The 26,222-nt window shown below is 60.9% G+C and carries 21 protein-coding genes, 3 pseudogenes and 1 other annotated feature; of the genes and pseudogenes, 13 read left to right on the forward strand and 11 right to left on the reverse strand.

Translation table 11 applies throughout. The annotated features are described in order from the left end of the window. Positions 1 to 7: 7 nt before the first annotated feature. The 9 genes from ssnA to xdhC all read left to right on the forward strand — a co-directional run bounded on the left by ssnA (position 8) and on the right by xdhC (position 13,828). Positions 8 to 1,336: a putative aminohydrolase SsnA gene (ssnA, locus tag BN1125_RS06165; protein ID WP_042011263.1), complete on the forward strand. Its 1,329-nt coding sequence runs from the start codon at positions 8 to 10 to the stop codon at positions 1,334 to 1,336. An 80-nt stretch (positions 1,337 to 1,416) separates the two neighbouring features. Next, complete coding sequence (ygfM, locus tag BN1125_RS06170) at positions 1,417 to 2,193, forward strand: molybdopterin-dependent oxidoreductase FAD-binding subunit (protein WP_042011264.1); 777 nt, start codon at positions 1,417 to 1,419, stop codon at positions 2,191 to 2,193. Continuing rightward, the gene (locus tag BN1125_RS06175; protein WP_208854223.1) at positions 2,190 to 5,069 is read left to right on the forward strand and encodes a molybdopterin-dependent oxidoreductase Mo/Fe-S-binding subunit; all 2,880 of its coding nucleotides are present in this window, start codon (positions 2,190 to 2,192) and stop codon (positions 5,067 to 5,069) included. The genes ygfM and BN1125_RS06175 overlap by 4 nt, the downstream gene beginning before the upstream one ends. Before the next feature lie 121 nt (positions 5,070 to 5,190). After that, entirely contained in the window at positions 5,191 to 6,714 is a 1,524-nt protein-coding gene (locus tag BN1125_RS06180) for a nucleobase:cation symporter-2 family protein (RefSeq protein ID WP_042011265.1), read from the forward strand. 51 nt (positions 6,715 to 6,765) lie between these two features. Beyond that, the gene (gene guaD, locus BN1125_RS06185; protein ID WP_042011266.1) at positions 6,766 to 8,082 is read left to right on the forward strand and encodes a guanine deaminase; all 1,317 of its coding nucleotides are present in this window, start codon (positions 6,766 to 6,768) and stop codon (positions 8,080 to 8,082) included. 395 nt (positions 8,083 to 8,477) lie between these two features. Next, positions 8,478 to 9,779 carry an NCS2 family permease gene (locus tag BN1125_RS06190; protein ID WP_208854224.1) on the forward strand — a complete coding sequence of 434 codons (1,302 nt, stop codon included), beginning with the start codon at positions 8,478 to 8,480 and terminating at the stop codon, positions 9,777 to 9,779. Positions 9,780 to 10,156: 377 nt separating this feature from the next. Further along, positions 10,157 to 12,475: a xanthine dehydrogenase molybdenum-binding subunit XdhA gene (gene xdhA, locus BN1125_RS06195; protein ID WP_042011267.1), complete on the forward strand. Its 2,319-nt coding sequence runs from the start codon at positions 10,157 to 10,159 to the stop codon at positions 12,473 to 12,475. Next, a complete protein-coding gene (gene xdhB, locus BN1125_RS06200; protein ID WP_042011268.1) occupies positions 12,468 to 13,346 on the forward strand; it encodes a xanthine dehydrogenase FAD-binding subunit XdhB in 879 nt (292 codons plus the stop codon). The genes xdhA and xdhB overlap by 8 nt, the downstream gene beginning before the upstream one ends. Beyond that, positions 13,343 to 13,828, forward strand: a complete 486-nt coding sequence (gene xdhC, locus BN1125_RS06205) for a xanthine dehydrogenase iron sulfur-binding subunit XdhC (RefSeq protein WP_042011269.1) — start codon at positions 13,343 to 13,345, stop codon at positions 13,826 to 13,828. The genes xdhB and xdhC overlap by 4 nt, the downstream gene beginning before the upstream one ends. 115 nt (positions 13,829 to 13,943) lie before the next feature. Here the strand turns inward: xdhC and BN1125_RS06210 are convergent, their stop codons facing one another. After that, positions 13,944 to 14,483 carry a glycine zipper 2TM domain-containing protein gene (locus BN1125_RS06210; protein WP_042011271.1) on the reverse strand — a complete coding sequence of 180 codons (540 nt, stop codon included), beginning with the start codon at positions 14,481 to 14,483 and terminating at the stop codon, positions 13,944 to 13,946. Positions 14,484 to 14,986: 503 nt separating this feature from the next. On the opposite strand from BN1125_RS06210, the gene BN1125_RS06215 reads away from it, so the two are divergent. Then, positions 14,987 to 15,175 carry a hypothetical protein gene (locus BN1125_RS06215; RefSeq protein WP_042011272.1) on the forward strand — a complete coding sequence of 63 codons (189 nt, stop codon included), beginning with the start codon at positions 14,987 to 14,989 and terminating at the stop codon, positions 15,173 to 15,175. Positions 15,176 to 15,509: 334 nt separating this feature from the next. After that, positions 15,510 to 16,144 (forward strand): annotated as a pseudogene (locus tag BN1125_RS06220) (AMP-binding enzyme); the annotation flags it as partial. 60 nt (positions 16,145 to 16,204) lie between these two features. Here the strand turns inward: BN1125_RS06220 and BN1125_RS06225 are convergent. After that, complete coding sequence (locus tag BN1125_RS06225; protein ID WP_042011273.1) at positions 16,205 to 17,494, reverse strand: sensor domain-containing diguanylate cyclase; 1,290 nt, start codon at positions 17,492 to 17,494, stop codon at positions 16,205 to 16,207. Between the two features lie 243 nt (positions 17,495 to 17,737). Between BN1125_RS06225 and BN1125_RS18465 the strand changes: the two are divergent. Beyond that, positions 17,738 to 17,968, forward strand: a pseudogene (locus BN1125_RS18465) (IS3 family transposase); the annotation flags it as partial. 35 nt (positions 17,969 to 18,003) lie between these two features. On the opposite strand, the pseudogene BN1125_RS18995 reads toward BN1125_RS18465, so the two are convergent. The 9 genes and pseudogenes from BN1125_RS18995 to hisG all read right to left on the reverse strand — a co-directional run. Then, positions 18,004 to 18,123, reverse strand: a pseudogene (locus BN1125_RS18995) (ISAs1 family transposase); the annotation flags it as partial. A gap of 111 nt (positions 18,124 to 18,234) precedes the next feature. Continuing rightward, positions 18,235 to 18,801: a bifunctional phosphoribosyl-AMP cyclohydrolase/phosphoribosyl-ATP diphosphatase HisIE gene (hisIE, locus tag BN1125_RS06235; protein ID WP_244268473.1), complete on the reverse strand. Its 567-nt coding sequence runs from the start codon at positions 18,799 to 18,801 to the stop codon at positions 18,235 to 18,237. 182 nt (positions 18,802 to 18,983) lie between these two features. After that, positions 18,984 to 19,757, reverse strand: coding sequence for an imidazole glycerol phosphate synthase subunit HisF (gene hisF, locus BN1125_RS06240; protein ID WP_042011276.1), 774 nt, complete (start codon positions 19,755 to 19,757; stop codon positions 18,984 to 18,986). Further along, positions 19,757 to 20,518, reverse strand: coding sequence for a 1-(5-phosphoribosyl)-5-[(5-phosphoribosylamino)methylideneamino]imidazole-4-carboxamide isomerase (gene hisA, locus BN1125_RS06245; RefSeq protein ID WP_042011277.1), 762 nt, complete (start codon positions 20,516 to 20,518; stop codon positions 19,757 to 19,759). The genes hisF and hisA overlap by 1 nt, the downstream gene beginning before the upstream one ends. A 5-nt stretch (positions 20,519 to 20,523) precedes the next feature. Then, positions 20,524 to 21,165, reverse strand: coding sequence for an imidazole glycerol phosphate synthase subunit HisH (gene hisH / locus BN1125_RS06250; protein ID WP_042011278.1), 642 nt, complete (start codon positions 21,163 to 21,165; stop codon positions 20,524 to 20,526). Then, positions 21,165 to 22,304 carry a bifunctional histidinol-phosphatase/imidazoleglycerol-phosphate dehydratase HisB gene (gene hisB, locus BN1125_RS06255; RefSeq protein ID WP_042011279.1) on the reverse strand — a complete coding sequence of 380 codons (1,140 nt, stop codon included), beginning with the start codon at positions 22,302 to 22,304 and terminating at the stop codon, positions 21,165 to 21,167. Before hisB ends, hisH begins: the two co-directional genes overlap by 1 nt. 15 nt (positions 22,305 to 22,319) lie before the next feature. Further along, positions 22,320 to 23,390, reverse strand: coding sequence for a histidinol-phosphate transaminase (hisC, locus tag BN1125_RS06260; RefSeq protein WP_042011280.1), 1,071 nt, complete (start codon positions 23,388 to 23,390; stop codon positions 22,320 to 22,322). After that, entirely contained in the window at positions 23,387 to 24,712 is a 1,326-nt protein-coding gene (hisD, locus tag BN1125_RS06265; RefSeq protein WP_042011281.1) for a histidinol dehydrogenase, read from the reverse strand. Before hisD ends, hisC begins: the two co-directional genes overlap by 4 nt. Before the next feature lie 12 nt (positions 24,713 to 24,724). Next, entirely contained in the window at positions 24,725 to 25,621 is an 897-nt protein-coding gene (gene hisG / locus BN1125_RS06270; protein ID WP_042011282.1) for an ATP phosphoribosyltransferase, read from the reverse strand. 25 nt (positions 25,622 to 25,646) lie between these two features. Continuing rightward, positions 25,647 to 25,775, reverse strand: a sequence feature (His leader region). A 188-nt stretch (positions 25,776 to 25,963) separates the two neighbouring features. On the opposite strand from hisG, the gene BN1125_RS06275 reads away from it, so the two are divergent. Then, the gene (locus tag BN1125_RS06275) at positions 25,964 to 26,209 is read left to right on the forward strand and encodes a hypothetical protein (protein ID WP_042011283.1); all 246 of its coding nucleotides are present in this window, start codon (positions 25,964 to 25,966) and stop codon (positions 26,207 to 26,209) included. The last annotated feature ends 13 nt before the right edge of the window (positions 26,210 to 26,222 follow it).

Consider the following 26,222-nt stretch of genomic DNA (forward strand, 5'->3'; position numbering starts at 1 on the left):
GCAAACCATGTTTATTCTGAAGAACGTCACCGCTGTCCAGCTGGAGCCGACCCGGGTGCTGGAAGGGGTGGATATCGCCATCGAAGGATCGTTTATCAAAGCGGTGGGGCCCAATCTGCGGGCCCTCTACCCGGAGGCCAACTATCGGGAGATGGGCGGCAAGCTGGTGATGCCGGGCATCGTCTGTGCCCACAACCACTTCTACTCCGGCCTGTCGCGGGGGATCATGGCCAATATCGCCCCTTGCCCGGACTTTATCTCCACCCTGAAAAACCTCTGGTGGCGGCTCGATCGGGCGCTCGATGAGGAGTCCCTCTACTACAGCGGTCTCATCTGCTCGCTGGAAGCGATCAAGAGCGGCTGCAGCGCGGTGATCGACCACCACGCGTCGCCCAACTTCATCAAGGGCTCCCTGAATGTGCTGCGCAAAGGGTTTGTGGAAGCGGGTCTGCGCGGCATGACCTGCTTCGAGACCACGGATCGCAACGGCGGTCTCGCCGAGCTGCAGGCCGGGGTGGAGGAGAACATCCTGTTCGCGCAACAGATCGATGCGGCCAAGGCCAAGGGGAATGAACCCTATCTGGTGGAGGCCCATATCGGTGCCCACGCCCCCTTCACCGTCCCCTACGAGGGGCTGGCCATGCTGCGCGAAGCGGTGCAGGTCACCGGTCGCGGCCTGCATATCCATGTGGCGGAAGACCGCTACGACATGGCCCACGGCCACCACCACTATGGCAAGGAGCCCATTGCCCGGCTGGACGAGTTTGGCCTGATCGACAGCAAGACTCTGATCGCTCACGGCATCTACCTGAGCCCGGCCGACATCGAGCGGCTCAACAGCCGCGATGCCTTCCTGGTGCACAACGCCCGCTCCAACATGAACAACCACGTGGGCTACAACATGCACCTGCCACAGTTTCGCAATCTGGCGCTCGGCACCGATGGCATCGGCTCCGACATGCTCGAAGAGCTCAAGTTTGCCTACTTCAAGCACAAGGATGCCGGTGGCGCGCTGTGGCCCGACAGCTTTGCCCGCTTCCTGTGGAACGGCAACACCTTGCTGGAGCGCAACTTCGGCGCCAAATTTGGCCGCCTGGAGCCGGGCTACAAGGCCGACCTCACCATCTGCGACTACGACGCACCGACCCCGCTGGCGCCGCGCAACCTCGGTGGCCATCTCGCCTTCGGCATGGGATCTGCCAGCGTCAACAGCGTGATGGTGGAGGGGCGCATGGTCTATCAGGACCGCGAGTTCCCGTTCGATGTCGCGCCCCTTTATGAGCAGGCCAGCAAGGTGGCGAGCCGCCTGTGGCAACGGATGGATCAGCTGGCCTAAGGCCATCTTCCACAGTTTTGGACCGGATTGCCCGCCCTGTGGATCACCCCGGCGGCGGGCAGCAAGAGTAAGGACGACACATGATTGAGCAATTCTTCCGACCCGAGCAACTGGGTCAGGCTTTGGAACTCAAGGCCCGCTTTGGCAACGACGCCGTCTACATGGGGGGCGGCAGCAAGCTTAACGCCGCCCCGACCCGCATCGACAAGAAGGTCGCCATCTCGCTGGAGAGGCTGGGGCTTGACCAGATCGAACAGCAGCATGGCCAGCTCCATATCGGCGCTACCGTCACCCTGCAGACCCTCAAAGACGATCCCCGCACCCCGGCCGCCCTGTGCGAGGCGCTGGGGTTTGTCTACTCCCGCCATCTGCGCAATCAGGCCACCATTGGCGGCGAAATTGCCTGCCAGCAGCAGGACTCCCCGCTGCTGCCGGTACTGCTGGTACTCGAAGCCGTGGTAGTGCTGGAGAACAACCTGCTGCAACCCATCGACGCCTATCTGGCGGGTCAGCGCAATGCCTTGGTACTGGGGGTTGTGCTGCCGGAGCCTGAACTGCGCTGCGCCACTCGCCGCATCAGCCGCAACGCCGACGGCCTGGCGGTGATGACCGCCGCGGTAGCCCTCGACAGCATTGGCGAGATGCGGGTGGCCGTCGCTGGCGTTACGCCGCAGCCGATGCGTTTGCGGGATCTGGAGCGCCGCGATCTGCACGATGCCGCGCTGGAAGCCGCCGTGAGCGAGCTGATCTCGCCCCGTGAGGATCTGGCGGGCAGCATAAGTTACAAGCGGTATATCACCGGTGTAGTGGTGGCGGATCTGCTGGTGGATTGCCAGCAGCAGGAGGTGCAAGCATGATGGAACTCAACTTTACCCTGAACGGTGCCCTGCGTACCGTCATCTGCAAGGCCGGTTACAATGCCCAGCGGGTGCTGTTCAACCAGTGCCGGATGCACTCGGTGCGCAACAGCGACGACGGCTTTGGTTTCGCCGGTTCCGACGCCATTCTCTTCAACGGCAAGGTGATCAACGCCTCCCTGCTGATCGCCGCCCAGTTGGAAGGGGCGCAGGTGCGCACCGCCGAGTCGCTGGGCAGCTGGAACCAGCTCAGTCTGGTGCAGCAGGCGATGGTGGATGTGGGTGTGGTGCAGTCCGGCTACAACGATCCGGCTGCGGCGCTCATCGTCACCGACCTGCTTGATCGCCACCCCGAGCCGACCCGTGATCAAATCGACGACGCCCTCTCGGGCCTGTTTCACCGCGATGGCGGTTATCAGCAGTTCTATCAGGCCATCGAGCTTGCCTGCTCACGGATGAAGGATCCCGATTACCTGTGCCAGATTGCCCCCGAGTTTCGCGACGATCTGCGCCATATCGGCAAGAGCTGCCCCAAGGTTGACGCCGCCAAGATGGTGCAGGCCAAGCCCTGCTATGTAGAAGACAGGGTTACCGAGGATGCGCTGATCATCAAGATGCTGCGCAGCCCCCATCCCCATGCGGTGATCACCAAACTCGATGTGAGCCGCGCCGAAGCGCTGCCGGGCGTCGTGCACGTCATTACCTATCTCAACTGCCCGGATGTGTTTTACACCCCGGGTGGCCAGAGTGCCCCCGAGCCGTCACCGCTCGATCGCCGCATGTTCAGCCGCAAGGTACGTCACGTCGGTGACCGGGTCGCCGCCGTGGTGGCCGAGAGCGAAGCCATCGCATTGGCGGCGCTGAAACTCATTGAGGTCGAGTATCAGGTGCTGCCTGCGGTCATGAACATCGATGAAGCGATGGCCCCCAATGCACCGCTGGTGCACGACGAACCCATTATCTATATGGCTGGTGCCCCTGCGGATCTCGAGCAGCAGAACGCCTGCTCGGTGCGTCGCGGCGACGAGCACATGATCATCAATTTCCCCATCGGCTCCCGCCCGCACGAGAACCTGGCCGCCAGCGTCCATGGTGAGATCGGTGACGTGGCCAAGGGCTTTGCTGAGGCGGACGAGATTGTCGAGCGCACCTACGAATCGACCCAGGCCCAGCAGTGCCCGACCGAGCCGCATATCTGCTTCACCTACATGGATGGCGATCGTCTGGTGATCCACGCCTCCACCCAGGTGCCGTGGCACGTGCGCCGTCAGGTAGCGCGTATCGTCGGCATGAAGCAACATCAGGTGCACGTGATCAAGGAGCGGGTAGGGGGCGGTTTTGGCTCCAAGCAGGACATCCTGCTGGAAGAGGTGTGCGCCTGGGCGACCAGAGTCACCGGCCGTCCGGTCACCTTCCGCTATACCCGTGAAGAGGAGTTCATCAGCAACACCTCCCGCCATGTGGCCAAGGTGAAGGTGAAAGTGGGGGCCAAAAAAGATGGCACCATCACTGCCATCGAGATGGATTTTCGTGCCAACACCGGCCCTTACGGCAACCACTCATTGACGGTGCCGAGCAACGGCCCGGCGCTCTCCCTGCCGCTCTATCCGTGCGACAACGTGCGCTTTACCGTCAACACCTACTACAGCAACATCTGCCCGACCGGGGCCTATCAGGGTTATGGCGCGCCCAAGGGCAACTTCGCCCTGACCATGGCCATTGCCGAACTGGCCGAGAAACTGGGCATCGATCAGCTCGACATGGTGGAGCACAACCGGGTGCACGAAGGGGATATCCTCAAGGTGCTGGGTGCCATCGGTGAGGGCAAGATGCCGACCTCTGTGCCCCACGCCGCCAGTTGCGCTCTCGAGCCCATCCTCAAGCAGGGTCGTGAGCTGATTGCCTGGGACAGCCCCAAACCCGCCGACGGGGATTGGCGCATCGGTCGTGGCGTCGCCATCATCATGCAAAAATCGGGGATCCCGGATATCGATCAGGCCAACTGCATGGTCAAGCTGGAATCTGACGGCACCTTTATCGTCCACTCCGGTGGCGCCGATATCGGCACCGGCCTCGATACCGTGGTGGCCAAACTGACCGCCGAAGTGCTCGGTTGCCCGCTCAGCGATGTGCATGTGATCTCCGGTGACACCGACCACGCCCTGTTCGACAAGGGGGCCTACGCCTCGTCGGGTACCTGCTTCTCCGGCAACGCGGCCAAGATGGCGGCCGAGAACCTCAAGGCGAAGATCCTGTTCCACGGCGCCGCCATGCTGGGCGAGCCGGTCGAAGACGTAGAGCTGGTTCACCCGGGCATAGTACGCGGCAAGCAGGGGGAGGTGAGCCTCGCCAAGCTGGCCCACAAGGCGGAGACCGGTACCGGCTTCGGCATTCTGGTGGGCACCGCCAGCTACATCACCTCTGAGCTCGCCTTCCCGTATGGGGCCAACTTTGCCGAGGTGGCGGTCAACGTCAGAACAGGCGAGATCCGGCTCGACAAGTTCTACGCCCTGCTCGACTGTGGTACCCCCATCAACCCGGAGCTGGCCCTCGGCCAGATCTACGGGGCGACCATGCGGGCCATCGGCCACACCATGACCGAAGAGATCTGCTACGACAGCAAGGGCATCCCGCTCACCCGGGATCTCAAGAGCTATGGCGCGCCCAAGATTGGCGACATTCCGCGTGACTTCCGGGCCTTCCTGGTACCGAGTGACGACAAGGTTGGCCCTTACGGCGCCAAGTCCATCTCGGAGATCGGGGTGAACGGTGCCGCGCCCGCCATCGCTACCGCCATCCACGACGCCTGCGGTGTCTGGCTGCGCAAGTGGCATTTCACGCCGGAGCAGATCCTGCGCGAACTGGGCAAGCTGTAGTCATAAAACGGCAGAGACCGGCAGGAGGAGCAGACTCCGCCTGCCGGATAAACCCGGGTCACTGTGGGGTGTGATGCGCCGGGGTTATTGGATCGTGTTCGATACACCGGAGTAATGAAGGATGTCTGAGAAATCGCGCAAGGACTCTGACCTGATCTACGCCTTGGAAGATCAGCCCCCCTTTGGCCAATCCCTGGTCGGGGCGGTGACTCATCTGCTGGCCATTCTGGTTCCCATGGTCGCACCTGCCCTTATCGTGGGGGCGGCCCTTAATCTCTCGCAAGAGATCACCACTTATCTGGTCTCGATGTCGATGATTGCATCGGGCATCGGGACCTGGTTGCAAGTCAACCGTTATGGCCCCATCGGTTCGGGCCTCCTCTCCATTCAGTCGGTCAACTTCTCGTTCGTCACTGTGATGATCTCGATCGGGACCGCCATGGGCAAAGATGGGATCGACGAGGCTCAAATCATCTCTTCCCTGATGGGGATCTCCTTTGTCGGGGCGTTTCTGGTGATGGGGGCATCGTTCGTGTTGCCCTATTTGACCCGGGTGATCACACCGACCGTGAGCGGCATTGTGGTGCTGATGATTGGCCTGTGCCTCATCAAGGTCGGGATTATCGACTTTGCCGGTGGCATGGCGGCCAAGAGCAGCGGCACCTTCGGCAACTATGAAAACATCGGCGTCGGCCTGCTGGTGCTGGCGGTGGTGATTGGTTTCAACTGCTGCAAGAGCCCTCTGCTGCGAATGGGGGGAATTGCCATCGGCCTGCTGGTGGGGTATCTCGCCTCCATCATGCTCGGGATGGTGGACTTCTCCGTGTTGCAGGGGTTGCCGGTGGTGACCGTCCCCATGCTGTTCAAATATGGCTTCTCCTTTGATTTCGGCGCCTTTCTGGTGGCTGGCACCATCTATCTGCTGAGCGTGCTGGAGGCGGTCGGGGCCCTGACTGCCACCGCCATCGTCTCCCATCGTCCGGTGGAGGGGGAGGAGTATACCCGCCGCCTCTCCGGTGGCGTGTTGGCAGATGGGCTGGTATCGGTGATCGCCTCGGCGCTGGGCTCACTGCCCTTGACCACCTTCTCCCAGAATAACGGGGTGATCCAGATGACCGGGGTGGCGTCGCGCCATGTCGGCAAGTTCATCGCCATGATCCTGGTGATCATGGGGCTCTTCCCGGTGGTTGGCCGTTTCTTTACCACCATCCCGTCCCCGGTATTGGGCGGGGCCATGACCCTGATGTTCTCCATGATCGCCATCGCCGGTTGCCGGATCATCCTGACCCACGGCATGGATCGACGGGAGACCCTGATCGTCGCCACCTCCCTAGGCCTTGGGCTCGGTGTCTCCTACGACCCGAGCGTGTTCAGCGTCTTGCCAGATGCCCTCTATGTGCTGGTGGAGAACCCCATCTGCGCCGGTGGCATCACCGCCATCATCATGAATTTGGTATTGCCCCAGAGCCGCACACGCAAGGCGGCCGTCAAGGATGCCGAGGCGGTGGAGGTGATCCAGCTGAGCGACAAGCCCGATGTGATCTTTACCGCCCGCAGTGCGGGCCAGCCATTGGCCAGCAAGGGTGAGGGTTCACCAGAGCCAGTGCCCGGGCAAGCAGTGGCGCCACAAGTGGAACGGATCTGACGGTTAAACCGGCAAAAACGTCAACAGAACAAGAGAAACAGGGAAACGGTTATGAAAAACGACAACTCTGTCAAAGCGGTGCGCGGCAGTTTCTTCGATATCACCCGGGTGGTGGATCAGCCTGAGGAGATTGAGGCCAACGCCCGTCTCATCGAGGATGGCCTGCTCATCATTCGCAACGGCTGCATCGACTGGTTCGGTCAGTGGGAGGAGGGCAAGGATCGCATTCCGGCCGAAGTGCGGGTGCGCGATTACCGCGGCAAGATGATAGTGCCGGGCTTTGTCGATACCCACATTCACTATCCCCAAAGCGAGATGGTGGGGGCCTATGGCGAGCAGCTGCTGGAGTGGCTCAACCGCCACACCTTCCCGGCCGAGCGGCGCTACAACGATCTCGAGTATGCCCGCGAGATGTCCACCTTCTTTATCAAGCAGTTGCTGCGCAACGGCACCACCACGGCGCTGGTGTTCGGCACTGTTCACCCCGAGTCGGTAGACGCCCTGTTCGAGGCGGCGAGCCGCATCAATATGCGGATGATCGCCGGCAAGGTGATGATGGATCGCAATGCGCCCGACTATCTGCTCGATACCGCGCAGAGCAGTTATGTGCAGAGCAAGCAGCTTATCGAGCGCTGGCACGGTAACGGTCGGCTTCTATATGCCATCACACCACGATTTGCACCCACCTCGACACCCGAGCAGCTGGCGATGGCGCGGCGATTGCGCGAAGAGTTTCCCACTACCTATCTGCACACCCATCTGTGCGAGAACAAGGACGAGATCGCCTGGGTCAAATCCCTCTTCCCGGCGCATAAGGGGTATCTCGATGTCTATCACCAGCACGGGCTCACCGGCCACAACTGCGTCTTTGCCCACTGCATCCATCTGGAGGAGCAGGAGTGGGATTGCCTGAAGGAGACCGGCTCCACCATCGCGTTTTGTCCCACCTCCAACCTCTATCTCGGCAGTGGGCTTTTCAAGCTGCACAAGGCGTGGCGCAAGCAGGTGAAGGTGGGGATGGGCACCGACATCGGCGCCGGTACCACCTTCAACATGCTGCAGACCCTCAATGAAGCCTACAAGGTGATGCAACTGCAGGGTGAGCGTCTCTCGGCCTATCAGGCCTTCTATCTGGCGACGCTGGGCGGCGCTCATTCGCTGGGGCTGGACGAGAAGATCGGCAGCTTTGCGGTGGGCAAGGAAGCGGACTTTGTGGTGCTCGACCCGGTCGCCACCCCGCTGCAGCAGCTGCGTTATGACAACTCTACCACCCTGCGGGACAAGCTCTTTGTGTTGCTGACCTTGGGTGATGACAGATCCATCTACCGCACCTATGTGGATGGCCAACTGGTGCATGAACGGGGGTAGGGGCTGGAGTGGGCTGCCGCGGCGCAGCCCCAACGAATACGGCGGCTGGCGTGCCCCACAGGGCGCCAGTCTTGCCGCACGACAGGGGATCTCCCCGCATAGAACGTGAAATGGCCCGGTTTTTTGACCAGCAAGGCAAACGTTTGAGTCAAGGCTGCCTGCCCTGGTCTGTCTGTCGCATCCTCTGCCACCATCGCCTGTTTCTCATCAGACTGGCGCTCGGCAGACCCGCAGATCCTGTCGCCATTTCGTCATGGAACATTCAGGCGCGTGTGAAGGAGTTGGGTATGACCCAAGCAAACAGCAGGACAAACAGCGTGGAAAAGCTGGTCAATGATGACGTCAGCCAGAGCGCACCAAAGAAACAGCCGCTCACGGCTCTTGATCGCTACTTTATGATCAGCGAGCGGGGCAGCAATGTCAGACAGGAGGTACTGGCGGGCCTCACCACCTTCCTTGCCATGGTCTACTCGGTGATCGTGGTGCCGAGCATGCTCGGCAAGGCAGGCTTCCCCCCCGGTGCCGTGTTTGTCGCCACCTGTCTGGTGGCGGGTTTAGGTTCGCTCTTGATGGGGCTTTGGGCCAAGTTGCCGATGGCCATCGGCTGCGCTATTTCCCTCACGGCGTTTACCGCCTTCAGCCTGGTGCTGGGGCAGCAGATCCCCATTCCGGTGGCGCTGGGTGCCGTCTTCCTGATGGGGGTACTCTTTACCGCCATCTCGGTGACCGGGGTGCGTAGCTGGATCCTCGACAACCTGCCGATGGGGATTGCCCACGGCACCGGCATCGGGATCGGGCTCTTCTTGCTGCTGATCGCCGCCAACGGGGTAGGGCTGGTGATCAAGAACCCGCTGGAGGGGCTGCCGGTGGCGCTGGGGGCGTTTACCTCCATGCCGGTCATCATGTCCCTGATAGGCCTTGCGGTGATCTTCGGGCTGGAGAAGCTGAGAGTACCAGGGGGGATCCTGCTGGTGATCATCGCCATTTCGATTTTCGGCCTTATCTTCGATCCTGCGGTGAAGTATCAGGGACTGTTCGCCCTGCCGAGCCTCTCGGACGAGCAGGGGCAGTCCCTTATCTTCAGTCTGGATATCATGGGGGCCCTCTCGCCGCTGGTGCTGCCCAGCGTGCTGGCACTGGTGATGACGGCGGTGTTCGATGCTACCGGCACCATCCGGGCGGTAGCCGGGCAGGCCAACCTGCTCGATAAAGATGGTCACATCATCAACAGCGGCAAGGCGCTCAGCGCCGACTCGGTCAGCAGCATCTTCTCCGGTCTGGTGGGGGCAGCACCGGCTGCCGTCTATATCGAATCGGCGGCGGGGACGGCGGCGGGGGGCAAAACCGGCCTCACCGCGACCGTGGTCGGCGGCCTGTTCCTGTTGATGCTGTTCCTCTCGCCGCTCTCCTATCTGGTGCCGGCCTATGCCACGGCACCGGCCCTGATGTATGTGGGGCTCTTGATGCTGAGCAACGTCACCAAACTCGATTTCAATGATTCGGTCGGGGCCATGTCAGGGCTGGTGTGTGCCGTCTTTATCGTGCTCACCTGCAATATCGTCACCGGCATCATGTTGGGCTTCAGTGCCCTGGTGATCGGTCGCATCTGCTCGAAGGAGTGGCACAAACTCAACGTCGGCACCGTGATCATCGCCCTGGCACTGGTGCTCTTTTATGCTGGTGGGTGGGCTATTTAGGGATAACCCGCCCGTTTGGGGTCGCATTGGCGGCCCCATTTTTATTCCTGTTGCGTGCTGTCCGTCTATGCGGAGCATCACGCCTCTGCCGCCTGCAGTGAGTGGTGTCATTGCGATACCATTTTGATAAATCCCCCTACCAGATTGATAGGCTCCCGCCCTTGGTGTCCCCGTCCTGCCGATTTTTTCACCGTCTTATGCCCGTTTGTTCAAAAGCGGATCCCGGCTTGTCGCTGTGGGTTGGCCAAGGGGGGGGGGCGAGATGGGATCCCTTTCACACTTCTCCCCATTCTCCTGACGATGGCGGGAAACAGGCGCATATCTTGCTGTTTTTTATGCCGGTTCCAGATTTTTCCCTTCGAAAAAAGGACTTGCATATGTCCATAGGATTACCGCTCAAGCGGGTGGATGCCGAGGCCAAGGTGACCGGCAGCGCCCGCTATACCGATGACAACATCATGCTCGGGATGCGCCACGCCAAGTACGTGCGCAGCAATATTGCCCACGGCAAGGTGCTTGCCATCGATGCGACCGAGGCGCTGGCGTTGCACGGGGTCGAAGCCGTGTTTACCCATGAAGATGTGCCCACCACCTGTTTTCGCACCGCCGGTCACGCCTGGTCCCTCGATGAGGCCAAACGGGATGTGAAAGACCGCCGTCTGCTCACCGACCATGTACGCCACTTTGGCGATGGGGTCGCCATAGTCGTGGCCCGCGATCCGCTGGTCGCCGAGAAGGCTGCCGCCCTGGTCAAGGTGACTTACGAGCCGCTACCGGTGATGACGGATGCCGAAAGTGCGCTGGCCGACGATGCCTATCCCATCCACCCGAGCGGCAATCTGCTGCGCCAAAGCCAGCTTCGTGCCAATGACCCGGAGCAGGCCATCGCTGCGGCCGATCTGCAGTTTCAGGGGCACTACCGGACGCCGGTGGTGCAGCATTGCCATCTGGAGACGGTGACCTGCTACGCCTACATGGATCAGCCGGACCACATCATCGTCGTCAGCAGCACCCAGATCCCCCAGATAGTGCGCAGCCGGGTGGCCAAGTCCCTCGGCCTGCCCTGGTCGAGCGTGCGGGTGATCAAGCCCTATATGGGCGGCGGTTTTGGCAACAAGCAGGACGTACTGGAAGAGCCGATGGCGGCGTTTTTGAGCTACAAACTCGGCGGTGTGCCGGTCAAGGTGACCTTGAGCCGGGAGGAGTGCTTCTTTGCCTCCCGCACCCGCCACGGTTTTGCCATCGATGGCAAGATGGGCCTCAACCGCGATGGCACCCTCAAGGGGTATCAGCTGGACGTGCTCTCCAACACCGGCGGCTATGCCTCTCACGGCCACTCCATCGCCAGCGCCGGGGGCAACAAGATCAGCTACCTCTATCCGCGCAGCGCCTTTGGCTATGACGCCAAAACCTTCTACAGCAACCTGCCCACTGCCGGTGCCATGCGCGGTTACGGCGCGCCGCAGGCGATTTTTGCCCTCGAGTGCATGCTGGATGACGCTTGCGCCGAACTCGGGTTAGACCCGCTCGATGTGCGGATCGCCAACGTGGCGCGGGAAGGGGATGTCAATCAGGTCAACCAGAAGACCATCTACAGCGCCGGGTTGCCGGACTGCCTGCTGCGTGGTCGCGAGATGTTCGAGTGGGATCGGCTCAAGGCCGAGTGTCTGGGGCAGGATCCGGCGAGTCGGGTACGGCGCGGCATCGGGGTTGCGTGCTTTAGCTACGGCTCCAATACCTATCCGGTGGGGGTCGAAATTGCCGGCGCCCGCATGCTGCTCAATCAGGATGGCACCGTCAATCTGCAGATCGGCGCCACCGAGATAGGGCAGGGGTCGGACACCGTCTTTGCCCAGATGGCGGCCCAGACGTTAGGCATTCCGTTTGAGCAGATCCGGGTCATCTCGACTCAGGATACCGACATCACCGCCTATGATCCGGGCTCGTTCGCCTCGCGCCAGAGTTATGTGGCGGCCCCTGCCATCCATCAGGCGGCGCTGCAGTTGCGGGCCCGCATCCTCTCGCTGGCGGCCCAGCTCTGCCATCAGGATGTAGGGTCGCTGACCCTGATCGACGGCTACGTGGTGCTGGCCGGTGCGCCGGAGAAGGTGCTGATCAGCGTCGCCGAGGTGTCGGTCAACGCCTATTACCATCTCACTATCGGCGGCCAGATCACCTCCGAGGTCTCCCACAAGACCACCACCAATCCGCCGAGCTTTGGTTGCACCTTTGTCGATCTCTGCGTCGATATCGATCTCTGCAAGGTAACCATCAATCGCATCATCAACCTGCACGATGCAGGCAAGATCCTCAATCCGCAGCTGGCAGAGGGACAGGTGCACGGCGGCATGGGGATGGGGATCGGCTGGTCCCTGTTCGAGGAGATGATCATCGACGCCAAGACTGGCGTGGTGCGCAACCCCAACCTGCTCGACTACAAGTTCCCCACCATGCTGGATTTGCCGGAGCTTGAATGCGACTTCGTGCAGACCTACGAGCCCCAGTCGGTCTATGGCCACAAATCCCTGGGGGAACCGCCCATCATCTCGCCGGGCCCCGCCATCCGTAACGCCATTCGCATGGCGACCGGGGTGGCCATCAACGAGCTGCCCATCACCCCCAAGACCCTGTTTCGTGAGTTTGTCGCAGCGGGTTTGATTGGCGAGGGATCAGGGGAGGAGCAACACCATGTTTGATATTGCCCGTTACTACAAGGCGCACAGCGTGGCCGAGGCGGTCGCCCTGCGTCAGGCCGACCCTGAGGCGCGTCTCCTGGCTGGCGGCACTGATGTGATGATCCAGCTGCATCACCTCAACGCCGCCTATCGACATATCGTCGATATTCACGACTTGCCCGAACTCAAAGGGGTGTGCGAGTTGCCTGATGGGTCGATCCGCATCGGCTCCGGCACCACCTTTACCGAGATCATCGAGAACGAACTGGTGCAGCGTCGCCTGCCGATGCTGGCCGAGGCGGCCGCTACCATCGCCGGCCCGCAGATCCGCAACGTCGCCACCTATGGCGGCAATATCTGCAATGGCGCCACCAGTGCAGACTCGGCGGCGCCGACTGTCGCGCTGGAAGCAGAGCTGGAAATCGCCGGCCCCGATGGTACGCGCCGCATACCCATCGCCGGTTTTCACACCGGTCCCGGCAAGGTGGCGCTACAACCGGCGGAAATTCTGGTGGCATTCCACTTTGCGCCGGATTCTCACCCCCATGTGGGCTCCCACTACTTCAAATACGCCATGCGTGGGGCCATGGATATCGCCACCATCGGCTGCGCCGCCTACTGCCAGATTGAGGATGGTCACTTCAAGCGCCTGCGGCTGGCCTATGGCGTGGCGGCCCCGACCCCGGTGCGCACGCCTCACGCGGAAGCGGCGGCCGAAGGGCAACCCCTGACTCGCGCCACACTGGCCGCCATTGCCGAGGCGGTGGTGGCCGATGTGGCGCCGCGATCCTCCTGGCGGGCAGAGAAGGCGTTTCGCCTGCACCTTATCAAAATCCTGGCGCAGCGGGTGGTCGCCTGTGCAGTCGAACGTGCCGGAGGCAAGATCCTATGATGCAACCGCAAAGCTGTCCCGCAGTGGAGATCCAGTGCGAGATCAACGGCAAGCCTTACTCCTATGCAGTGCCGCCCACCATGTCGCTGCTCCACTTTCTGCGCGGGCAGGGGCTTATCAGCGTGAAAGAGGGGTGCAGTGTCGGTGAGTGCGGCGCCTGTACCGTGCGGGTGGATGGCACCGCTATCGACAGCTGCCTCTATCTGGCGGTGTGGGCCGATGGCAAATCCATTCGTACCGTGGAGGGGGAACGCAAAGGTAACGAGCTTTCCGATGTGCAGCAGGCCTTTATCGACGAGGGGGCGGTGCAGTGCGGTTTTTGCACCCCGGGCCTCGTGATGGCGAGTGCGGCCCTGCTCGACAAGACCGAACGCCGTCCGCTGACCGATGCGGAGATCCGCCGCGGGCTGTCGGGCAACCTCTGCCGCTGCACCGGGTATCAGAACGTGGTGCAGGCGGTGAAGAAGTGCTGCAAGGGGTGATAGTTCGGGTGCCGTGAGTGGTGCGTGCTGTTGTGTGAGAAAGGAAACAAGCCGCCCAAAAACACAGGCCCGCCTCGAAAGAGGCGGGCCTGCTGCTGAGTGGGGCCAGGAGACCTCACACTTTTGGCTGTTCGATCACCAATTTGCCATCCTTGACCGGAATGGTGGCACCGGGGGCTTGCTTCATGCGGATCACCCCCTCCTGACCTGCGAGGCGATAGGTCACGTCATAACCAATGGTGTTGACGCTCGTATCCTGTACGGTTTTGCAACGCTGCTCGGTGGTGGTGTAGGTATCGCCCGCCTGCATATTGCCCTGCACCTGATTACCGGCATAACCCCCCGCGACGGCCCCTGCTGCAGTGGCCACCTTCTTGCCGCTGCCGCCGCCAAACTGGTGGCCAACCACGCCCCCCAGCGCTGCGCCCACCACTGTGCCGAGGATCTTGTGCTCATCCTGTACCGGCTTGCGGTGGGTCACGGTGACGTTGCGACACTCCTGTCGGGGAGTCTTGATGGTCTCGGTGATCGGCTTGCTGGCGATCACCTCGGCAAAGGTGGGCTCCTGTGTCGAGAAGGCGCCGCTGGCGGCGGCCGAGAGTGCCAGGGCCGAAGCGATGCCAATACCGATACCTGCCATCATGGATCTGTTCATCTTGTTGTTCTCCTGCCGTTAATAGGGTGCTCATCGAGCGTGGTGCCATCTTGTCACAACCCCTTGGCAGGACAAGGCGAGGGAGGCGGGTCTGCGACAGGCGCTGGCAAGGTCAAAAAACAGCCACCCCGAAAAAGTGTCTGACTTTGGCGACAATGAGCTGAAAGTGACCAGTTTCCGGCGCATGGTGGACTGTGTCACTGTGATCAGGAACAATTCGAGTCGCAATTTGCAAGGCGGGTGGCGAACAGCAAGCCAGAGTGGCAAGGCGTTGGCGTTGGCAGGTCAAGGGAGAGGTCTTGAACGGGCGTTCTGTTCTGTGAGATGGCCACGCAAGTGGTTGATTAATGGCTCCAGACCCATCGAATATTGGCCGATAAGAGATCACGGCAAGCATTTTGCTTTGATTGGGTGAAGCCGAGGGTGAACTGGTCGGCAGACAACTGCGTAAGACCTGATATGAAGATGTTCACCCGAGGTCACCGGATCAACGAGGGGGAGATATGTCAATGTTACCCAGCTGGATCACCCCGGCCATCCAGGCCAACGTCATCACCGCGCAGCAGGCAGAGCGCCTGCTCGCTTCCCTTTACCAGCCACTTGCCGCGCAGGGGGAGGAGCTCCCCGCCGATATCGCCGACATCAGCCTCAAACTCTACTGTTTCCGCCAGCAGGGGCGGGTACGCCACTAAGGCTGATTGAGGGACGGCCTCCGCCATTGGCGGGGACTGCTCTCTTGCTGGCGCTTCCCTGCACACTCCTTCCGCTGCCCCTCTAAGACGTTTTGCTAATACCTGCCGACAGGCTCACAGTTAGGCTGTCATCCCCATAAGAGACCTGCGATGAGCAGGATGCTCATGTTGCTCGTTGATCCCGTAACTGCCCGTTTTGTGCCACCTGTGAGGAAGGAACCCGATGACAGTGCAGAGCATCTATGGGCGTGACATTGCCAAAACCGCCGCCAACTTCGAGGCTCTGACCCCCATCAGCTTTTTGGGGCGAGCTGAGTGGGTCTATCCCGACTATCCGGCGCTCAAGCAGGGACTGGATCACCCCATTAAGGTGATGACCGCTGGCGCTGCGCCGCCCGCTACCGTGATTCCGGGATGGAGGCGATAGGGATTGCCGTGACCCATGTCTATGGCCTGACCGAAATATGGCCCCTGCGTATTGTGCGAACCACAGCAGAGCTGCCTGGGACAGGATGCCACCGCGCTCTCCCGCCTCAAGGCCCGTCAGGGCGTCGCGTCCCCCCTACAGGGGGAGATGCGGGTGGTTCATCCGGTCAGCGGTGAGCCGGTGGCCAAGGATGGCAAGTCCATGGGGGAGATAGTGCTGAGCGGTAACGTGGTGATGAAGGGCTATCTGAAAAATCCTGCGGCGAAAACATCTCCAGTCTGGAGGTGGAGGACGTGATCTATCGTCATCCCGATGTGGACGAAGCGGCGGTGATCGCCATGCCCGATGAGAAGTGGGGGGAGGTACCCTGCGCCTTCGTGAAACTGAAAGAGGGGCGAGAGATCAGCTAGGCGGAGCTGAACGCCTTTTGCCGGGAGCAGATGGCCCACTTCAAGGCCCCCAAGCGCATCATCTTCACCCCCTTGCCCAAGACCTCCACCGCCAAGGTGCAAAAATTTGTGCTGCGCAAGCAACTGGGATAGCAGATCAAGCCGGGGGAGGTTGCACAGAGGGCAGAGGGGAGCCGCTGCGAAGGCCTTGTATCACTCCTCTTTGCCAATGACGCAGTTGCGGCCGCTCCGCTTGGCCCGATAGAGCATCTGGTCGGCGCGGGCGTAGAGGCTCTCCATCCGCTCCCCTTCGCCATTTTCCACCAGTCCGGCGCTGATGGTGATGACCAGCTTATCCCCATTGGGCAGGGGCAGCGGGCTCTGCATCACCTGCAGGCGCAGCCGCTCGGCCAGCGAAGCTGCCGCCGAGAGGGTGGTATTGGGCTGTAAAATGGCAAACTCGTCGCCGCCGATGCGGGCCAGCACATCTTCGCTGCGCAGCACCGACTGCATCACCTTGCCCAGATGGATCAGCGCCTTGTCCCCTTGCGGATGACCATAGCGATCGTTGATGCATTTGAACTGATCCACATCCAGCACCATCAGCACCGAGGTGAGCTGGTGGCGCATGTTCATACTCAGGTTCTTCTCGCATGCCTCGAAGAAAAAACGGCGGTTGTAGAGACCGGTCAGGCCATCGCGCACCGACTGCTGGTGCAACTGCTCCTTGAGCTGGTGCAGTTCGGTGATATCGGAAGAGATGCCAATCAGGGTCGGGGTGCCATTGGCCAGCATAAAGGGCACCTTGACCGACCAGTAGTTGTGCAGATTGCCCTCGGGATCTGTCAGCGTCTCTTCCCCGGCTTGCAGCTCGCCGGTTTCGAATACCCGGTTGTCAAGCCGCCACAGCACGCTCGCGCTGGCCAGCGGGATCACCTCATCATCGCGCCGGTTGATGATCAGCTCGGCAGGAAGGCCAAGCAGATCGGCGACCTTTTGATTGACGTAGAGAAAGCGGTGCTGGCTGTCTTTCATATAGATATGGGCATCGACGTTGGCGAGGATGATCTCCAGCAGCTGATGCTGCTCCGCCAGTCGCGCCTCGATCAGCTTGTGTTCGGTGATATCGGTGGAGATGCCGCACAGGCCGACCAGCGTGCCATCCCGGTCGTACATCGGCTTCTTTACGCTCCAGTAGATCCGTTTTTCACCTGTGGTTCTGAGGTAGTTGACCTCTTCCCGGGTGATCGCTATCTGCTGATCCAATACTTGGCGATCATTTCGCTTCAGATCCTCCGAATGGGCGAGATCAAAGAAGGTGCCATCGTCCTGCCCCTGCAACTCGGCGAGAGTACAGCCAAAGAGATCCAGCACCGCCTGGTTGGCATAGGTGTAGCGGCCCGCCAGATCCTTGGTAAACAGGTAGGCGTCCGTCTCGTTGAAGATGGATCTGAGTTGATCCAGCTCATGCTGCAATCGGGTGGGTAAGGGTTCATCCTTCATGGGGTTAACCATCCTTGGGTCACCATGGCTAAATTATGAGTGTTTTTTAAGCCATTCGAGGATACAAAACAACCAAATGGTGTTCATTAAATGATCGAATCAGTCCAGCCAAGGCGGAATGGCTCATTTATCGAGTGATTCGCTTTGTTTTTGTTCGTTCATGCTCCCGCCCTGGCTCCCGCCCAGAGTCGCTGTGATGGGTTGGCTGAACACGAGGCCAATGTGCATCAACTGTTTTAAATTATGGCCTGGTATAACGACGAACACCGACATAGCCGTATCCGCTTCGTCACGCCGAGCGAACGACATCGAGGCGAAGATAAGGCCCTGCTAGAGAAACGACATGCAGTGTATCAGGCCGCACAAGCGCAATACCCTGCGAGGTGGAGTGGCAAGACGCGAGACTGGACACCGATCGGTGCAGTGATGCTGAATCCGGAGCGGTCCGAACCAGAGCAAAAACAGGTGGCTTAAAACAGGTTTACGCGACAACCATCTTGAAAAACGCCGCCCTCGGCGCCACTAATGATGGCGCTGATGACAAGAAACATGACATCTACAAGATCATGTTTACGATGGATATCAGAGCGGGTTTCTTCAACGAGGGTAAGGTGTTCAATTAAGGTCATAGAGCACGCCTCCTGCATGGAGGCGTGATTAGATCACAGATGATCAGTCTGTTCAAATTTCATTAACAAAGTGCGATCCCGCCCTGGGGATAACCCGGCTTTATTATCAGCTTATTTATTGTGCCGCTCATAAAGCCGCTGCACCACATCCTGTAATCCCAGCCCTTCGTTTTGCAGCAGCACGGTGAGGTGGTAGAGCAGATCGGCGGATTCGTTGATGAGCTCCTCCCGATCCTTGGCCATGGCGGCCAGCGCCACTTCGACACCTTCCTCACCGACCTTCTGGGCGATGCGCTTGGTGCCTTTGCCATAGAGGCTGGCGGTGTAGCTGGTGGCCGGATCGGCACCTTTGCGGGCGGCCAGCACCTGCTCCAGCTCTGCCAGAAAACCGAGGGGTGGCAGCGGGTGGCCATGGAAGCAGGAGGTCGTCCCTTTGTGGCAGGTGGGGCCGATGGGATTGGCAGCAATCAGCAGGGAATCGTGATCGCAGTCGGTGCTGATGGCCACGAGTTTGAGCACATTGCCCGAGCTTTCGCCCTTGGTCCAGAGCCGCTGTTTGCTGCGGCTAAAGAAGGTGACCTGACCTGTGGTCTGGGTCTTCTCCAGCGCTTCACGGGTCATAAAGCCCTGCATCAGCACCTCGCCGCTGGCGGCGTGCTGGACGATGGCGGGGATCATGCCATCGCATTTTTCCCAGTCGAGCTGTTCAATTAATAAGTTGGAATTATGCACGGGTATCGGCTCCTCTATTATCAGACCGGCACTCAGGGCGGGGGATCATGGCGCATTTACATTTTTCCCAGTCGAGCTGCTCGGCAAGGGGGCGCGCGCTGGCGGTTGTTTGTGCATTTTCAGAGAAGTTATTCACGGATGGCGACTCCTTCGGTTTTCAGCCAGCGTTTCAATTCGGGAATGGGGATAAGGCCCTTGTGGAACACAGAGGCGGCCAGCGCCCCGTCCACATCGGCGAGGGTGAAGGCATCGCGAAAGTGTGCCATGGCACCGGCGCCGCCGGAGGCGATCAGCGGCACCTTGCAGACGCTGCGCACTTGCTTGAGCTGGTCGAGATCATAACCCTGACGCATGCCGTCCTGATTCATCACGTTCAGCACGATTTCGCCCGCGCCGCGCTTTTGTACCTCCTGCACCCAGTCGAGAGTGTGCCAGGCGGTGGTGCGGGTGCGACTCTCGTCACCGGTAAACTGTTTGACCTGATAGTGGCCCGTCCCAGCGTCGAAGTAGGAGTCAATGCCCACCACCACGCACTGCACGCCGAAGCGCTCGGCCAGTCGGCTGATCAGGGTCGGGTCGGCCAGCGCCGGGGAGTTGATGGAGATCTTGTCGGCGCCAAACTCGAGGATCTGGCGGGCATCCTCCACACTCTTGATGCCACCGGCGACGCAGAAGGGGATATCGATCACCTCCGCTACCCGGCTCACCCAGCTCTTGTCCACCACCCGCGCATCGCTGGAGGCGGTGATGTCATAGAACACCAGCTCGTCAGCGCCCTCTTCGGCGTAGCGGCGCGCCAGCTCGACAATGCCGCCCATCACCTCGTGATTGCGAAACTGCACCCCTTTGACCACCACGCCATCTTTCACGTCGAGGCAGGGGATAATGCGTCTTGCCAGCATCAGTTGCCTCCTGTGGTATCGGCAGCGGGAGCTTGCCAGCAGGCGATGGCGTCCCCCACCGAGAACTTGCCCTCCAGCAGGGCGCGGCCAAGGATGATCCCCTTGACCCCGGAGCCCTTGAGCGCCTCAATGTCTTCGATGCCGCCAATGCCGCCGGAGGCCTGAAAGGCCACGCTCGGGTAGCGGGCGCAGAGATCCCGATAGAGCTCGACGTTGGTGCCAGCCAGGGTGCCGTCACGGCTGATGTCGGTGCAGAGCACATGCTTGAGCCCGGCGGGGAGGAAGCGTTCGATCAGCGCCTCGATGGTCACGCCGCTGTTCTCCTGCCAGCCTGCCACCGCGATATGGCGATTGCCTTGTGCATCGATATTGACGTCCAGCGCCAGCACGATCTGCTCGGGGCCATATTTCTCCATCCAGCTGGCCACCAGATCCGGGGATTTGACGGCGGTGGAGCCAATCACCACCCGGCTGGCACCGGCGGCTAGCAGATCTGCCACATCCTGTTCGGTGCGCACGCCGCCGCCGACCTGCACCGGCGCTTCGGTGGCCGACAGCAGTTGAGTCAGCAGGGGCAGCTGGCGCGCCTTGGCATCCTTGGCACCATCCAGATCTACCAGATGGAGCTGCACCGCCCCCTGGGAGACATATTCGTCGAAGCGCGCCTGCGGGCTGCTGCTGTATTCAGTCTTCTGCTCGTAGTCGCCCTGATAGAGGCGAACTACCTGACCGTTGATAAGGTCAATTGCGGGAATGATCATGCTAGTCACAGCTCCAGAAAATTTTGCAGCAAACGGGCACCGGCTGCGCCTGAGCGCTCCGGGTGGAATTGGGCGCCAAAGAAGTTACTGTGGTCAGCAACCCCGCCCACGATGGCGGTGAAAGGCTTGCCATAGTTGCAGGTCGCCAGCGTTGCTTCTGTCACCTCCAGCGCATAGGAGTGCACGAAGTAGAAGTAGCTGCCGCTCGGGATCCCCTTGAGCAGAGGATGGCTTTCGTCATGCTCAATCTGGTTCCAGCCCATATGGGGCAGGCGCAGGTTGCCTACCTCCATCAGCCGGATCTTGCCCGGTACTATGCCAAGGCAGTCGATAAGCGGCTCTGGTGAACCCTCTGTGCCCATGCTCTCTTCGGAGGCCTCCGCCAGCATCTGCATGCCGAGGCAAAAGCCCAGCAGCGGCTGCTTGGCGGCGCGAATGAGCGGCACCAGCCCGCGCTCGTTGAGGTTGTTCATGGCGGCCACCGCGGTGCCGACGCCGGGCAGGATCAGCTTGTCCGCCTGCTCGATATCGGCGGCCTGGCTGGAGACCAGTGGCTGTACGCCGAGGCGCTCGAACGCCATCCTGACCGAGGCCAGATTCGCACAGCCGGTGTCGATGATGACCAGCTTCTGCTTGCTCACATCCATCACAGCACTCCCTTGCTGGAGGGGAGCTCGCTCCCTTCCACCCGAATGGCCTGACGCAGGGCGCGGCCAAAGCCTTTGAACAGCGCCTCTACCTGATGGTGGGTGTTGCCGCTGCCCACCTTCATCTGCAAGGTGATGGCCATGGCGTCTGACAGCGAGCGGAAGAAGTGGGGCACCATCTCGGTAGCCATCTCGCCCACGTTGTCACGGCCAAAGCCGCTCGGGCAGTCGAATACGAAGTAGGGGCGACCGCTCAGATCCAGCGCTGTGCTCACCTCTTGCTCCGTTAGCGGGCGGGCATCGATCACTGCCTGCACTTCGTCCATCGCCAGCACGAAACCGAAACGGCCGATGCCGCGCTTGTTGCCAAGGGCCTGACGCAGTGCCTGACCGAGGGCCAGCCCCACGTCCTCTACCGTGTGGTGATCGTCGATATGCAGATCGCCGCTGACGTTCAGCTTGAGCTGGAAACCGGCGTGGGTGGCAATTTGATCCAGCATGTGATCAAAGAAGCCGATGCCGGTGGCGATCTGGTTGCCGCCGCTCTTGTCGGTGGCAGAAGGGTCCAAATCTACCGCCACCTGAATGCGGGTCTCCTTGGTATTGCGCTCTACCTCGGCTACGCGGCTCTTATTTGGACTGAGAACAGTGAGCAGCTGATCACGGATAGCGAGCCAGCCGTGATCTAGCGGGTGGTAGCGAATACCGCTGATGCCCATGTTCTCGGCAAGCTGCAGATCGGTCTGGCGATCGCCAATCACGAAGGAGTTGGCAAAGTCGATGCGGCCCGAGGCGAGGTACTCCCTCACCAGCCCAAGGTGGGGCTTGCGGCAGCTGCAGCCGTCGGTGGGGAAGTGGGGGCAGATCAGCACCTGCTCCCACTTCACCCCTTGCGATTCAAACAGGTGCATCATCAGGTCGTGGGGTGGCTGGAAGTTCTCCAGCGGCAGGCTGGCGGTGCCCAGCCCATCCTGATTGGTCACCATCACCAGCACGTAACCGGCGGCCTGCAACTCGCGCAGCACTGGGATCACCATGGGCTCGAAGCGCAGCTTGGCGAGGCTATCCACCTGCTTGTCGCTCACCGGCTCTTCAATCAGGGTGCCGTCGCGGTCGATAAACAAAAACGGGGTCTTCATCGCTACATCCTTGTTCTAGAGAGAGGGAGAGGGCAGGTCACGCAGTACGGCCAGCACGGCGTCCATCTCGCCCTGATAGCCGATGGTGACGCGAATGCTGTTATCCAGACCCGGCTTGGTTGAGAAATCCCGCAGTATGATGCCTGCGGCCTTCATGGCAGCAAAGACGGCGGCGCCATCCACAAAGCGCACCAGCACGAAGTTGCCCTTATCCTCGAACACGGCGTTGACGCAGGAAAGTCTGCCGAGCTCTGCCTTGAAGGCGGCTTTTTGCTTGTTGAGCTCCTGCACCCGCTCCTGCATCAGCTCCAGCCCCATGGGGGAGAGGGCCTGCGCCGCGATCTGGGCGATGGGCTCGGGAATGGGATAGGGGGCGATCACCTTGGCCAGCATGGCGATCACCTCGGGATGGCCTAAGGTAAAGCCGCAGCGGATCCCCGCCAATGCAAAGGCCTTGGAGAGGGTGCGGGTCACCACCAGATTGGGGAAGCGGGCCAACAGGTCCACCACGGACGCTTCCGGGCAGAACTCGATATAGGCCTCGTCCACCACCACGATGGCGCGATCCCGCGCCTTCTCCAGCAGAGCGATGAGACCGTCGCGCCCCACCAGATCCCCGGTGGGGTTGTTGGGAGAGCAGAGAAACACCAGTTTCACATCAGACAGACGGTCTGCGATGGCGGGCCAGTCAGGCTGACGGTTGGCGGTCAGCGGCTGCTCGACGATGCCGACGCCGCAGGTCTCGGCGCTGATGGCGTACATGCCGTAGGTGGGGGGGCAGATGAGGATCTGATCTTCACCCGCTTCGCAGAAGGTGCGAATAAGCAGCTCGATGGCCTCGTCGGCACCGCGACTGACCAGTACCTGTTCGGGATTGACCCCGGCATAGGCGGCATAACCAGTCACCACCTCGGCCGGTTGGCATTCGGGATAGCGGTTGAGACGGCTCCCCTCGATGGTGAAGGGATAGGCCTGTGGTGCCTCGTTGGCGTTGAGCCAGACGTGGCCCTTGCCGCCGATGCGGCGAGCGGATTGATAAGGGGTGAGGGCCCGCACCACGCGGCGCGCCAGATTGGCAATGCTCATGACAAATCCTTCTGCTCTGTTTTTTGCGGCAAATCGATTGAAAGTGCGTTCAGTCTGAGGGTGACGGCGTTCTTGTGGCCATCGAGCCCTTCGGCCTCTGCGATGCGCTCGACGATGGGACCAAGGCCCTGAATACCTTCCGCGCTCAGCTCCTGCACCGTGTAGCGGCGCTGATAATCGGCAAGGCCAAGGCTGGAGTAGGTGCGGGCATAGCCATAGGTAGGCAGAGTGTGGTTGGTGCCGCTGGCGTAATCGCCGACCGACTCGGGGGTCCATGCCCCGAGGAAGATGGAACCGGCGTTCTCGAGGCTATCCAGCAGATCGCGGGGCGCTTGGGTCTGCACAATCAGGTGCTCCGGCGCGTAGGCGTTGGAGATGGCGCACGCTTCGGCCAGATCGTCACAGAGGATCACCAGACTGCTACCGAGCGCCTGCGCGGCGATCTCGCGGCGGCTCAGCTTGGCCAGCTGGCTCTTGATTTCTCCTGCGATGGCATCGGCCAACAGGGGCGAGGTGGTCACCAGCACCACCTGACTGTCGGGGCCGTGCTCGGCCTGGGAGAGCAGATCTGCCGCCACGAAGGCCGGGTTGGCACTCTCGTCGGCAATCACCAGCACCTCGGAGGGGCCCGCGGGCATGTCGATGGCCGCGCCGCGCCAGTCGCGCGAAACCTGCCCCTTGGCTTCGGTCACATAGGCGTTGCCCGGGCCGAAGATCTTGTCCACCTTGGGAATGCTTTCGGTGCCGTAAGCCATGGCTGCGATGGCCTGGGCGCCACCGATGGCGAAGACCTTCTCGACGCCGCAGGCGCGGGCGGCAAACAGGATCTCGTCGCTGGCCGGGGACGGGGTGCAGAGCACCACTTCACGGCAACCGGCGATGGCTGCAGGAATAGCCAGCATCATCACGGTGGAGGGGAGCGGCGCGCTGCCCCCCGGCACATAGAGGCCGACCCGGCTGATGGGCTGGGTGCGCAGTTCGCACACCACCCCAGGTTGGGTCTCGACCCGCACCACCGGCTGCACCTGGGCGGCGTGGAAGGTGCGAATATTGGCAATCGCCGCTTCGATGGCGTTTTTGATGTCGTCATCCAGTCGCGCGCAGGCAGCTTCAATTTCGGCCTCACTAACGCGCAACTGTTCACGGGGGGCGCGCTCGAAGCGCTGGCTCAGCTCGCGCAGGGCCTCATCGCCACGGCTACGCACCGCGGCGATGATATCCCGCACTACGGCGCCAATATCGGCCTCGTCATTGAGGGCGGGCCGGGTCAGCACGTCGGCCTGCTGGGCGGGAGAGAGGGTCTTCCAGATCAGGGTCTGCATGAGATCTCTTCCTTATTCCATCATCTTTTCGATGGGCAGCACCAGAATGGAGCTGGCGCCGAGGGCCTTGATCTGCTCCATGGTCTCCCAGAACAGGGTCTCGCTGGAGACGACGTGCAACGCCACCTGATTGGTGTCACCGGCCAGCTGCATGATGGTGGGGCGCTCGGCTCCCGGCAGCAGATCGGTGATGGCATCGAGCTTGTCTTTGGGGGCGTGCAGCATGATGTACTTGCTCTCGCGGGCCTGCTGCATCCCCTGAATGCGTGGCAGCAGTTTGTCGATCAGCTTCTGCTTGACATCTGACAAGGGGTTGGGGGCCTGTACCAGCACTGCCTTGGAGCGGTAGATCACCTCCACCTCTTTGAGGCCGTTGGCTTCCAGGGTCGCGCCGGTGGAGACCAGATCACAGATGGCATCGGCCAAGCCTGCGCGTGGTGCCACTTCTACCGAGCCGCCCAGCATCACGCTCTTGAAGCCAAGACCCTTTTCGTCAAAGAAACGCTTGAGCAGCCCGGGGTAGGAGGTGGCGATGCGCTTGCCCGCCAGACTTTGTGGCCCTGTGTAGGTCACATCTTCCGGCACGGCCAGCGAGAGGCGGCAGCCGCCAAAATCGAGCTGCTTGAGGGTCTTGACCTCTGCAGACAACCCTTGGGAAGCGCGAATAAGCTGCACCTCTTCCAGCACGTTCTCACCGATGATGCCAAGGTCAACCACCCCTTCCATCACCAGACCCGGGATATCGTCATCACGCACCCGCAGGATATCGATGGGCATGTTCTCGACATGGGCGATAAGGCGCTGCTCGCGCAGATTGATCTTGAGGCCACAGCTCTTGAACAGTGCCTGGGAGTCCTGGCTCAGACGACCGGACTTTTGCATGGCGATACGCAGACGTTGTGTTTCCATTTGCTCGATTTCCTTCTAGTCAAAAACGAAAAAACCCTCGGAAGTGTGTGCTTCCGAGGGTTTATGAATCTTGCGGTCCTTTTGGAAGTCACCAGTTAAGTGTCTTCCAGCAGTCAACCTCCTGAAAGACTAGTCGGGATGATGGTGGTGATGATGAGTCTTCAGAGTGGTGAACTTCATGTAATCAATCCTTTACAAAAATAAGATGTCGTAATTGACGCCTGATTTAAACTACCTGCCTTGACAGAAAATGCAACCCAAAATTGTGATTTGATCGATTAAAGTGGCGGAAACGGTTTTCTGGTCGATAACTAGACAATAACCCCTGCAGGAGTCGCCATCATGCCCAGCCAGGACCTGTTGTTCCCCATTTTGCCCCGGGCTCCCGCCGCGCCCGGCAGCGAAGAGATCAAGCGGGAAGTGAACCAGATCAGCAAAAAGCACCAGCTGCGCAAGACCAGCACTGACAACAGTGACTCCCAGCAGCGCCAGCAGGCGTATAGCACGCCCGCCAAGCGTGATCAGTCCAAGTCGGAAGAGGATGATCACAAACCGGATCCCGAGCATCAGATCGATCTGTTCGTCTAAGCAGATTATCTGT

The organism is Aeromonas fluvialis, assembly GCF_000819885.1.
Classification (GTDB): Bacteria; Pseudomonadota; Gammaproteobacteria; order Enterobacterales; family Aeromonadaceae; genus Aeromonas; species Aeromonas fluvialis.